Origin of the sequence: Paraflavitalea soli, from assembly GCF_003555545.1 — a bacterium.
GTDB classification, from domain to species: Bacteria; Bacteroidota; Bacteroidia; order Chitinophagales; family Chitinophagaceae; genus Paraflavitalea; species Paraflavitalea soli.
Genome location: NZ_CP032157.1, coordinates 1214982 through 1227291, shown reverse-complemented (window position 1 = coordinate 1227291; position 12310 = coordinate 1214982). Strand labels below are relative to the sequence as shown.

Sequence of the window (12310 nt, the reverse complement as noted above, 5' to 3'; positions counted from 1 at the left end):
TCTATGAATAACTGGTTATCCGCCTGAATAAGGAGGCAATAAGGCGATCACGGATGTAGGTTGCAAAATGGTATTGCCGGTAGCGATATCCTTATCCACCGCTACGAGGTAAGGAATGCTTTGCAAGACCGGGAACATCGTCTCCAGCCTGCGCCGCAAGGCATCGGTATCTGCTACCTGATCTACCTGTAGGGAATGACTACCCGCCATTTCTGCAAACTGGCCAAAAAGCCGGATGGTTAATGCCATGATAAAATATACTTGCTTTTGTAAAACCGTTCTCCAAAATTACTACTTTATATCCGTCAATGCTTTGTTGGTTCAGGAGAGGAACCATGGCGGACAGGAGCCCAGTGTACGCCATCAGGCGCTGGTAAATACCAGCTTAAAAACGGCCAGAAGCAAAACAACCGCCAGGATATACTTTAATACGGAGTTCTTAAAACGGGCTGCACCCAGGTAAGCGCCTGCCAGTCCGCCCAACAGGGCAATACCGATATAAGCATACATAGAAGGCGTAAAAGCAGCCGTTTTCGATTGAATCATACCGGCCAGCCCCGAAAGGGAGTTTACAAAAATAAAGATGGCGCTGAGCGCCGCTGATTGTTTGATAGTAGCCCATCGCAACAATAAAAGGATGGGCGACAGGATGATCCCTCCGCCAATACCGATCATGCCGGAGAGCAGACCAATGCTTCCCCCGATAATAAATAACCAGGTGCGATTGGCCGGCCTTAACTCTCCCGACGCATTGCCTGCAGGCATCAGGAATCGTACGACAGAGATCAACAACACTACACCCAATATCTTTTTATAAATAGCATCGTGAATGGTGATCTGGGCGCCTATATACGCCATCGGCACAGAAGCGATGATCAGGGGCCAGCAGATCTCTTTCTTAAAATGCTGTGCCCGGTAAAACTGGATAAAGGACACGGCAGATACAAAGAGGTTCAGGACAAGGGCGGTAGGTTTCATCACAGCAGGCGCCACACCAAAGAGCGCCATTAATGCCAGGTAACCACTGGCCCCACCATGACCGATGGAGGCATATAAAAAAGCAACGAGCAATAAGAGGCAATAGAACAATATCTCCGTAGTACCCATATCTTTCTAATGTGGTAACAAATGTACTTCTACTGATTGTCCCTTGTGCAAATCAGTCACGTCTTCCGGTAACACAATAAGGCAATTGCAAACGGCAAAGGACTGCATGCGGTAAGACTCCTGCGCCTGGAGTACCTTTACCCCTTCTTCACTCCAATAGCCTTTCAGGAAATGTGTAAGGCCTGCTCTTTTGGAGAAATCGTGGAGCAGGGGCAGGTGTACTGCGGATAAGGTTGTTTCTGCGTAGCCCATTTGTTCACGGATGCAGGGATACACATATTCATAAAAACAAGTGAGGACAGAAGAGGGATTACCGGGCAGCCCGAATACAAGTTGCTGGTCGCGGGTGCCAAAATAAAGCGGTTTGCCAGGCTTTTGTTTCAGTTTATGAAAAACCGGTGTTACGCCGCAAACTTCTAATGCCCTGGCCACATAATCATAATTGCCCACACTTACACCGCCGGTGAGCAACACCATATCTGCACTGCTCAATGCCTGCGCGATGGTGTGCAGCAGTTTATCAAAATCATCTTCCACCGTCAAAAAAGAAACGGGGCTGATCTGCATTTGCTGCAAAGCGGTGCGCAGGGTAAAAGAATTGGACTCATATACCTGGCCATATTGCAAAGGTTTTCCCGGCGTTTGCAATTCATTGCCCGTCACGATCACTGTAATGGCCGGAGCAGGGTATACCGGCACTTCATGGATGCCCATTCCTGCCAGGAACCCGATGGCAGCGGGTGTTAACAATGATCCCTGGGGCAATGCCAGTTCGCCTGCCCGTATTTCAGAACCTACAGACCTTACGTTGGAACCTTTCTGGAGTTCATCATCATCAATGATCAGTTGGTTGTCTTGCACACGCACTTTTTCCTGCATCACCACTGTATCAGCACCCGCAGGCAAAGGCGCCCCGGTAAAGATGCGGGCTGTTTGTGCAGCAGTAATGGAAAGCGGCGCTGCGGCTCCTGCCGCCATCTCACCCGCTATTTCCAATACAGACTGTTGTTTCCAGCCATCAAACTGGAAAGCGTAGCCATCCATGGCCGACTGCTCGTAAGCAGGTATGGATTGCGAGGCATAGATCGTGCTGCCCAATATTTTTGCCAGTGAATGCTCCAGCGGAACCGCAACAGGCGATCCCAATAATGTATTGGCAGAGATCAGTTCTTTTGCTTCCGCTACAGATAACATCGCAGGTGTTTCTTTCTTGTTGTTCATTATTTCTTATCGGAATGGCCAAGACTTTTGGCGGGGTTGACTACATCACGTACCAGTTGTTTCAATTCTTTGATCTCGGGGAAGTGACCGGATTCTTTCCGGTCGAATACGATCTCCTCATCAATATAGATCGTATACCGTCCGCCCGTTTCGGAAGGAAGCAGGGTAACACTCCTGATCTCATCGCTGAAAGTGGTGAGTAGTTCCTGGGCCATGTAGGCGGCCCGTAACATCCAGCCGCATTTGGGGCAGTATTCAATAGTAATGGTGGGCTTTATCATTAGATCAGGTTATCGTATATTGAAAAACTAACTTGTGTTTTCACAGACAGCTTTTGACCGGATAAGCCGCCCTGCAAGGGCGAGCCATCCTTCGACAGGCTGACATCATCAACCTCCTATGGCAATCATGCTCCTGTTTTCAATATGCTGCGGATCGGTATGGGTATAGTCTTCTGTAAACTGTCCGCCTCTTTCAGCGGCTTTCGCCCCAATACATGCTTTGATGAGCGGCACCAGGTCTTCTCCGCGGCGCAGCGCACCCAGGAGGTCTGTTTCTGTTTTGGAGAACAGGCAGTTCTTCATTTTACCATCGGCTGTTAAACGCATCCGGTTGCAATCACCACAGAAAGGGGTGGTCATGGTACTGATCACTGCAAAAGTGCCTGCATGGCCAGCCACCTGGAAGTTCTTGGCGGTATCGTGTTTCTTATGACGGATGGGTTCAAAAGCATATTGCTGTGCAACGATGTCAAGGATCTCCTGCAGTCCGATCACCTTGGCATGGTCCCAGTGATTGCCGGTAAAAGGCATGAATTCAATGAAACGGATATGGAGGGGGAGTTCCCTGGTCAGCGCTACAAAATCGTTGATCTCATTGTCATTGACTCCCTTCATGGCCACAACATTCACTTTTACCCGCAAGCCCAGGGCTGCCATGCGGTGAATATTGTCATATACTTTTTGAAAGTTATCTCTTTTGGTGAGCAGCAGGAATTTTTCTGCCTGGAGGGTATCCAGGCTAATGTTGATGGAGCGTAATCCAGCCGTCTGCAGGTCAGTCGCAAATTCGTGCAAGCGTACGCCATTGGTGGTCATGGTGAGCTCGACGGGATATTTACCCAGCCGCCTGATGATATCTCCTGCTTCCTTGCGTACGAGGGGTTCTCCACCGGTAAGCCTGATCTTCTTTACACCCAGCTGTACAAAGAGTGCCGCGATATGATCAATTTCATCGGGCTGCATCAGGTGTTTATTAGGCAGGCAGGCTATTTTTTCATCGGGCATGCAGTAAAAGCACCGGAGGTTACAACTGTCGGTCAGTGAGATCCTCAGGTAATCATGAACCCTGTTATATGAATCAATCAGCATGCACTATAGGTTGAAAATAAATCTCTTAATGGGTTTGCATGGCCACCCTGATCCAGGTCATGGAAAAGCGCGGCAAGGCCGTATAAAGATACCGCAATATTGGGTTGGAACCATGGTTTTGTGGGGTGTTTTAGAAGAGTGCAAGAGAATGTCACCCCCCAATACCCCAATAATGGCTATTAATGAACACCTAAAAAAGGTGTTTTTACGGTGGCAATGTTGGTGGAAAAAGCATAGCTTTCTTATCAGTCATCCCTAAACCTGTCCATTGCATGCCCGCCAAAACTACTATCTGGATTATCTACGAATACCTGCGCGGTATCCTTGCGCCGGATTATCAAACACCTGGAACGGATGATGCATATATTGATCGGGAATTCCTGGAAGAACTCCGCGGGGCGTCAGACTGCAATTGCATCCGGTTATTGGCCAGCCTGGGAATTGATTTTCGCAACTACGAGAAGCCGGGCATAGACGATGAGCAGCGGAAAGCCTTCACTGTCATTGTCCGGAAGATCATTCTTCATATCAGGGAACTTACCAAATTGCCCAAAAGCTATCCGGAGAAAGCCCTTACAGTGGCCACTAAATTTGCTATTTCCCTCAAGGATTTCGATGCGCAGGACCTTCGGCCTGCCATCAGTATCCAGGAAAATGCGGAATACGTGCGCATTTCCAGCTTCGAATCTTACCTCCGCTATGTTGTTGCTAAGAATACTTCTATTAACCCCAGCCTGCCAGCCACGATAGACATGGATAAGCCAGGCAGGTATTATTGGATGCTGACCAATAAACGGCGTTATGACAAGATTAAAATTTCTCAATTGGGAAGCAGAACAGGGTGGGTATTCCTGGCGCACGGCAAGGATCTTGCATCGCCCATCGCTAATAAGAATGTGGAATCACTGCTTGATAACCTGGGGTTTTATTTACACGAGATAAAACCCAACGACCAATATATTTCTTTCACGTATCCCGATTCATTCGGAGAAATGCTGTTCCAGCCAACCACCCTCACCGGCGATTGGGGATTTGCCGATGATACCACCATCAGTTTTGGGAATGAGTTTTTTCTCTCCTACAAATTGGAAGATTTTTGGGGAAGGACTTTTTCTGTATCAGGTAGTGAGAAACAGATCAAAGAAAGGGTTCATCGTTCATTGAATGGAGCAGATCAGAAAACCTATACTTTTTCTGTAGATGCGCTGGGGCCACTATCCAACCGCATTTTGCGGGCCGATATAACACAAATCCTGGAGGAAGCACAGGAAAGGTACCTTCAATCGATATAATATGACAGAAGCGGAAATGCTTGAGATACTGAAACAAAATTCCACCGGTCAATGGATCGACTGGATAGATGACATATTGCATTTCGATATCGCCTACCCGGTATCAAGGATCACTCCGCACGGAGATCCGCTGGTTGACATTATTTTTCTGCTGACAAAAAACAATCTTTCCCGCCACCGATATGAAAAGGCGCTGCTGGAGACCTTCAGAAAATTGTCTGATGCACTGCATCCTGCTACCCTGCACCTGGAGCGGGTATTGGATGTAGTAACAGAAACAAAGCCACATGAATCTTCAGAACTGCTGCGCGAACTTTTCCTGGACAGGCGGGCAGACAATCTCATATTGCCCAATGGGCATTCTTTAAAAGGTAAGCTATTGCTGGCGGTTGTTAAAACAATCCAAAGAGAGGATGCCGTAGAGATCATTAGCTATTGTAAGGTGGTACTGGATGATATGCTGATGAGCGATGCGGCTTTTATGGCCAACTTCCTGCGACTGGTGGTAAGCCATCGTAAAATGGACGACTATTTCCCGGAAGTGACTAACATCCTGCTGCATTCGAATATACGGCGAAGGAGTGCAGAAGATCCGGATCAATACCTCATTACCCTGCAGGATAGCCTGGAGGAAGTACAGTACGACCACCCTAGCGGCTATTATACCGCCTTTTACCATTGGATCACCAGGGATTTTCACCGGCTGAAGGGGCTTGAAAGCTTTCAATGCCTGGTAAATGTTTTGTACGAAAACATCGAGGTGCTTTTCGATACTTCTACACCTGCCATGGCACGCCACCCGGAAATTGGCCATATCATGGCTTTACGGGAATTCATCATCCTGTGGAGTGATCCCGCGCCTCAGAAACCAATCACCGCCAGGAGCATTCATCATACCGTCTCCTTCTTTCTCGACCACAACGGCCCTTCGGTGATGCGGGAATCCATGAGAAAGAATGCCATTTACCTGACTGATGAGCTCTTTATTAATCAGCGAACCCTTATGGACCGCCACCATCCGCCGGAAATAATCGACAATGATGATATTATGGAGTTCCTGGAAAAAGTGTTTCAGGGCTTCCTGCGCAGAGACCATGAACCAAGACCGGCCTATGACGAGATCCACGGCGACGAAATTGCGCTAGATGCATTCAAGCGGCAAACCTATGCACAAAATGCTGCCGACTTTATGCAATTAAGGGCGCAGCCTTTTGGCGACTAATCATCATCCAGTAATTAAACAGTAAAAGGACCGGAATAAAGTATGGACAAAACTATTTTCACCACCCTACTCAGCGAGATGGAAGACGATAACTTCAATTCGCTGATCCACTATCAAACCCTGCTCCAGCTTGGATGGAAATTCTACTATATTATCGATGCCGATCTGATCGGTAATTATTGCTTCCCCGAAGGATTTGGCGATGCTACTGATGAAAGCAGCATGAGAAGAAAGGGACGACATATCAGCCCGGAATATATATTTGATGAGCAGGTAACCTTACACTCGCTGTTTAATTTACCCATCCAGGTAGAAAAAGAAATGCTGCTGCAGGCATATGTGAACGAACTAAGGGGCATGATCCATAAAGCAGGCATCATGGCTTCGCGGCCTCCTGTATCAACAGCTATTTCCAACCAATTGAACAACCTACTCACCCGGCTCAAAGCACAGACTAAAAACGAGCCGGTAAACACCGACCTGATAGAAGAGCATTTTATACAGATCATAGCCGCCGTACTTATGCGGATCGATGGCCTTAAGAAATACAATGACCTGCTGGATAACGGACGATTCACTTATGAATCGATGGACCTTGATAATGAATTACTCGAAAATGCCTGCGACTTTGAAAAAGGCAGTGAGCAAAATGAACGGATCATTAAATCCATCCATATCGACATTCTCAAGACCGGTATGAAAAAAAGTAAGATCGCAGATGTCAATGCCATTGACCGCACCATTGGCATCAATAATTTCATTCAGCAATGGGGTAAGGATAAGGACCGGAAGCATATTTTCCTCTTTGCGGTAGACGCCCCCACGCCGCAGAAGGTGATGGACTTCATCAAAAAAAGCAATATACTGCCCTATCCCACATTCGATGGCTTCAAGATCAACCTGTACCGTACCACCCAGGAATATTTTGCCTATATCATATGTTGTGTACAGAATGAAGACAAGACCATCAACCATGAGAAGACGCTTAGCAACCTGAGAAACCTGAAGGAGGCCAGCAGGCAATACAAACGCACCAAAGAAATGCTAGCCCGGGAAACGGTACATGCAGGGCTGGAAACGCCGGCCTTACCACAAGTTTCACAAGGTGAGTATGTGGAAATATTTAACAGTTATGACCGGCACCTCACCGCGCTGCAAAATACGGGGCTGGGCAGGAGTTTCGATTCTATCCACAAAAGCATTAAGAAGAACCTGAAGGATGGAACGATTGCTGATATTAAAGATTACCTCGACGGCATTCAGCGAGAAGAGAAAACAATGCTGCAGCGCATTATCAGAACGCATGATGAGATACTCGACAATATTCTGCATGAGGCCAATTTCAACCGCATCTTTGTCGACGGGATAGAAATACTCCGCAAGGGAAATATGGAACTGGACTTTTCCAAGGGAGCCGACGGTGTGGAGGGAAGCTATCAGCACCTGCCCATGTTTTTTGCTTTCGAGAAAAATAACTCCACTACAAATCACCAGGATTTTCTCCAGATCACCTTGCTGATCCTACAAAGGAAAATAACACCGGGCTCTGCCCGCTTCGAAGACCTGCAGCAATTGCTGGCCCAGTTGCATGACCGCCTGTTCCTGATCAAATCGAGGAGCAAATACCCGCTGGAAGAAAAACTCCTCAAAACCCTGCTGTACCTGATACTGCCAATGTCGGGACAAGGCCCTCTGATGAGCAGCCGGGAAAAGCAATCCAATGATACAGAAGCTTACCACTGGCTCAACAAAATTGAGGGAACGGAAGAAGATATGGGATACCTGTACCGTGAATTCCTGTACCTGCAATGCTGGGTAGCGCGTCGTGTAGAAGACTTAGACGGCGCCAAAACCATTGCCGCCAAGGGAATCGGGTTGTACAAGGATGATCCCCGGTTTTATCATGGCCTGTTCCTGGCAGAGTATTGTCATTTCCTGACCGGAAAGCCCAAAGAAAAACAACTGGAACGGATCAATTTCATACTTGAGCATACGGAGAATGCCGATGTCCTCTACCCTGCGTTTATTGAAAAGCATTATGACAGCCCAATAGCCATCAACATACAGGCAAGGCTGAGGGATTGTTTTGGCAATAACTTTTGTTACTTCTTCACAGAAAAGGCAAAACTACTGGCAGAAACCAAAGCCATTCCAGAGGCCATTGAAGCGCTGGAACAGGCGGAGCAAAGACTGGGTAAGATGATGCAAAAAGGACATTTCCTGGAGCCCCTGGCAGAGTATTACGATACGGCAGCCAACCTTTATTGGGTTCAGTCATATTATCCTGACAAGTATGATATTGAAGAGAAAGCCGAAGCGGCCTTAAACTTCATAGACCAGGCCGTAATACTGGCCCCGCGGCGGGAGATCCGGATAGAATATGAAACCAAAAAACAACATATTGCGATCCGTCACCAGGAGGTGAAAAAGAAACCGTAGCCAAAACATACAGGACTTGCAGACTATTGCTTTAGGGAAAACATTCCCCACCCCGCTTAACTTTCCTGCCGGCACAAGCACGCAGCCCTTCATGTGCTCAATATTTTCTTTAACAGCCCGTTAAACTTTGGGCAGAGATGCCGGTCTCAGGTTTACTATGCCTGGTAAAACAAACAGGCTTGTGTGAACCAGGGGATTATCACCATTTGTGGCAGCTTTTTTGACACTGGTTATCAGACCCGCAAAAGCAGCCAGCCAGCAATAGTGATCATCCTGCAATAAATCTACATATGAAAAATTCCATCCGGATTTTTTACACCAGTTTCATGGCATTGGTGATGGGCGCTGTAGTATGCTCTTTCATCCTGCGCCCCACCGACATCGAGCCACCAGCCCATGTTAGTTTCCCTTACAAAAAAGCAAAGCTTACCGAAAGACAGGCCGCCGCCCACCTGCTCAACAGGTTTACGTTCGGCGCCCGCCCCGGTGATGTAGACAGAGTAACAGACATGGGCCTGGAAAAATGGTTCCTGCAGCAACTGGATGCCAAACTTCCCAATGATACACTGGACCAATTGCTCAGCTCCTACGATGCACTCAAGCTAAGCAATGAAGAGATCGCCAACATCTATCCCAAAGGAGGGGCGTTGTTACGCATGGCTGTCCGCGACGGCTATATCGACAAAGACTCTGTGAACAAAGCCGACCAGAAAGAGTACCGCGCGCAATTACAACGCTACATGGAAGAAAAAGGACTGAAGCAACAACAGGAACTTTTCCGCCAGTTGTTCAACCAAAAGATATTAAGGGCCACTTATAGCGAAAATCAATTGCAGGAAGTGCTCACCGATTTCTGGTTCAACCATTTTAATGTATCGCTTACTAAAAATGATTGCGCCCAGTTTGTCCCTGCCTATGAGCGTGATGTCATACGCCCGCATGTATTTGACGATTTCGAAAAGCTGTTGACAGGCACGGCCAAGTCACCGGCCATGTTGTACTACCTGGACAATTTTACCAGTGTAGGAGAAGACATTGCTCCTGCCAATCCGCGTGCCGCCAGGAATCAGCAATTGATGGAACAGCGCATGAAGGAAATGGAATCAGATACTTCTGCCGCAGCCATGGCGCTGAAGAAACAGCAGCAACAACGCAAGACCCGCGGCCTGAATGAGAACTATGCACGTGAAGTGATGGAATTGCACACCCTGGGTGTGGATGGCGGTTATACACAGCAGGATGTAACACAGGCGGCCAAGGTATTGACGGGCTGGACAGTGTACCCCATGAACGACTTTTATAGCAATGCCGCCCGTAAGAACCTCGAAAAGCTGGGCGAGGAAAAGATGCAGAAGCAGGGATATGTGCGGGAAGGAGATTTTCTGTTTGCTGCCAACCGCCATGACAAAAGTGCCAAAACGGTATTGGGTAAACAATTCAATGCTAATGGAGGCTATGAGGAAGGTGTAGAACTGCTGCACCTGCTGGCGCACCACCCTTCTACGGCTAAGTTCATTTGTAAAAAACTAGCTGTGCGGTTTGTGAATGACAATCCACCGGCCAGTCTGATCGATAAGATGTCTAAAACCTTCCTGGCCAAGGATGGCAATATCCGGGAAGTATTGATGACCATGGTCACATCGCCGGAGTTCTGGAGCAAGGAAGCCCTGCGGGAAAAAACCAAATCGCCCTTCGAACTGGCCATTAGTTCTGTGCGCAACCTCAATGCCACCATCAATCAACCTTACCAGTTGTATGTATGGATCAATAAAATGGGACAAAGAATGTATTACTACCAGGCGCCTACGGGGTTTCCGGACAATGGTAAATACTGGATCAATACCGGTTCCCTGCTCAACCGCATGAACTTTGGACTGGCGCTGGCCTCCAACCGGATACCGGGTATAACGGTAGACCTCGCAGCACTGAATAACCACCATGAGCCGGAAAGTGCGGAAGCAGCCCTGGAAACCTATGGCAAGATGATCATGCCGGAGCGTGACCTGGAAGCATCCATTAAACGCCTTACACCCTTGCTCAATGATCCTGAACTGGGCAAAAAAGTAGATGAAGCAGCCGGCAAAACGGCTGCACCGCAGGAAGCGAATATGATGCAGGCCAATGAACAGACAGACGTAATGGATGAAGCAGCAGCGTTAATGCCTAAGAAGAAAGGCGGCAAAAAAAACCTGAATAAGATCCCTAAAAATCCGGGTAAGAACAATTATGCTGCGCTGCAAATGGCCAAAGGCAATAACACCATGTTGTCGCAGGTAGTAGGAATCATTATTGGCTCACCAGAATTTCAACGTAAATAGGATCACGGATTAATTGAATAGCGGGATTCCGCAGATGTTCCAATTAAGCTGTAAAATTCAAAACATTTTCTTATGTCTACAAGAAGAGGATTCTTAAAATCAGGCGGCCTGGCTTTGTTTGGCATCGGTGTAGGCGGCGTTCCTACTTTTATTGCGCGTGCCGCCAATAGCCAGAAGATCGTTGGTCCTTACAAAAAGAACAAGATACTGATCTGCATATTTCAACGGGGCGCTATGGACGGCCTGATGGCGGTAACACCCTTTACGGATGAATACCTGAAAGCCGCCCGCCCTACCCTGTTCATGACAGCTGCCAAAGGTGATAACAATGGACAGTTGATCGACCTCGACGGGCGCTTTGGCCTCCACCCTTCCCTGGGCGCATTCGAACCTTTGTTCCGCGAGAAGCGACTGGCGATCGTGCATGGGATCGGCTCGCCCAACAATACCCGCTCGCATTTTGATGCGCAGGATTATATGGAATCGGGTACACCTTTCAATAAAGGCACCGGCAGTGGCTGGCTCAACCGTGCTGTAGGCTTACTGGGTCACGATGCTTCACCATTCCGGGCAGTGAGCCTTACCTCTTCCATGCCACGTTCCTTCTATGGCGACAATCCTTCGGTAGCGATCAGCAACCTGCAGGACTTCACCATCCAGATGCGTGGCAACCCCATCGGCACGAATGTGGCAGCCAAGAGTTTTGAAGACCTCTATGACCAAACCTCTTCTGCCCTGCTCAACAAGACGGGTAAGGAAAGCTTTGACGCCATTAAGATGTTGCAGAAAGCAGATGTGAAAAATTATAAGCCTGCCAACAATGTAATATACCCTGCCAGTGCCTTGGGCAATTCGCTGAAGCAGATAGCGCAGCTGATCAAAATGGATGTGGGCCTGGAAGTAGCTTTTGCAGAATCAGGCGGTTGGGATACGCATTTCAACCAAGGCGCTGTAACGGGCATCTTCTCCCGTAATGTGCTGGACCTGAGTACCAGCATAACGGCGTTCTGGAATGATCTGGAAGCCTACCAGGATGATGTAACGGTGATGACGATGACAGAATTTGGCCGTACGGTAAAACAAAACGGTACAGGCGGAACAGACCACGGACGTGGCTCCTGCAACTTTATCCTGGGCAATGATGTCAATGGAGGTATGGTACATGGACTGGTCAATCCATTGGCCAAAGAGAACCTGGAAGATGGACGCGACCTGGCTGTTACCACAGACTTCCGCTCGGTATTCAGTGAAGTAGCCGACAAACACTTGCGTATCAATAATGACACGATCCTGTTCCCCGATTGGTCGGGAAAAAAGATCGGGGTTATGAGCTGACAAGAT

At 48.1% G+C, this 12310-nt stretch carries 10 protein-coding genes; 5 read left to right on the top strand and 5 right to left on the bottom strand.

What is annotated here, in order from left to right:
- Positions 1-15: 15 nt before the first annotated feature.
- The 5 genes from D3H65_RS04655 to moaA form a co-directional block, all read right to left on the bottom strand.
- Positions 16-249, bottom strand: coding sequence for a MoaD/ThiS family protein (locus D3H65_RS04655; RefSeq protein ID WP_119049149.1), 234 nt, complete (start codon positions 247-249; stop codon positions 16-18).
- 114 nt (positions 250-363) lie between these two features.
- Entirely contained in the window at positions 364-1107 is a 744-nt protein-coding gene (locus D3H65_RS04650; protein ID WP_119049148.1) for a sulfite exporter TauE/SafE family protein, read from the bottom strand.
- A gap of 6 nt (positions 1108-1113) precedes the next feature.
- Positions 1114-2328 (bottom strand): molybdopterin molybdotransferase MoeA, encoded by a 1215-nt coding sequence (locus D3H65_RS04645; protein ID WP_245999680.1) that lies wholly within the window; start codon positions 2326-2328, stop codon positions 1114-1116.
- Entirely contained in the window at positions 2328-2609 is a 282-nt protein-coding gene (locus D3H65_RS04640; RefSeq protein WP_119049147.1) for a SelT/SelW/SelH family protein, read from the bottom strand. Before D3H65_RS04640 ends, D3H65_RS04645 begins: the two co-directional genes overlap by 1 nt.
- 108 nt (positions 2610-2717) lie before the next feature.
- Positions 2718-3698: a GTP 3',8-cyclase MoaA gene (moaA, locus tag D3H65_RS04635; RefSeq protein ID WP_119049146.1), complete on the bottom strand. Its 981-nt coding sequence runs from the start codon at positions 3696-3698 to the stop codon at positions 2718-2720.
- A 272-nt stretch (positions 3699-3970) separates the two neighbouring features.
- Between moaA and D3H65_RS04625 the strand changes: the two genes are divergently transcribed.
- From D3H65_RS04625 to D3H65_RS04605, 5 genes are all read left to right on the top strand, one after another.
- Positions 3971-4990: a hypothetical protein gene (locus tag D3H65_RS04625; protein WP_119049144.1), complete on the top strand. Its 1020-nt coding sequence runs from the start codon at positions 3971-3973 to the stop codon at positions 4988-4990.
- A gap of 1 nt (position 4991) precedes the next feature.
- Positions 4992-6212, top strand: a complete 1221-nt coding sequence (locus tag D3H65_RS04620; protein ID WP_119049143.1) for a hypothetical protein — start codon at positions 4992-4994, stop codon at positions 6210-6212.
- A 42-nt stretch (positions 6213-6254) separates the two neighbouring features.
- Positions 6255-8651: a hypothetical protein gene (locus D3H65_RS04615; protein WP_119049142.1), complete on the top strand. Its 2397-nt coding sequence runs from the start codon at positions 6255-6257 to the stop codon at positions 8649-8651.
- A 290-nt stretch (positions 8652-8941) separates the two neighbouring features.
- The gene (locus tag D3H65_RS04610; protein WP_119049141.1) at positions 8942-10969 is read left to right on the top strand and encodes a DUF1800 domain-containing protein; all 2028 of its coding nucleotides are present in this window, start codon (positions 8942-8944) and stop codon (positions 10967-10969) included.
- A gap of 72 nt (positions 10970-11041) precedes the next feature.
- Entirely contained in the window at positions 11042-12304 is a 1263-nt protein-coding gene (locus D3H65_RS04605; RefSeq protein ID WP_119049140.1) for a DUF1501 domain-containing protein, read from the top strand.
- The last annotated feature ends 6 nt before the right edge of the window (positions 12305-12310 follow it).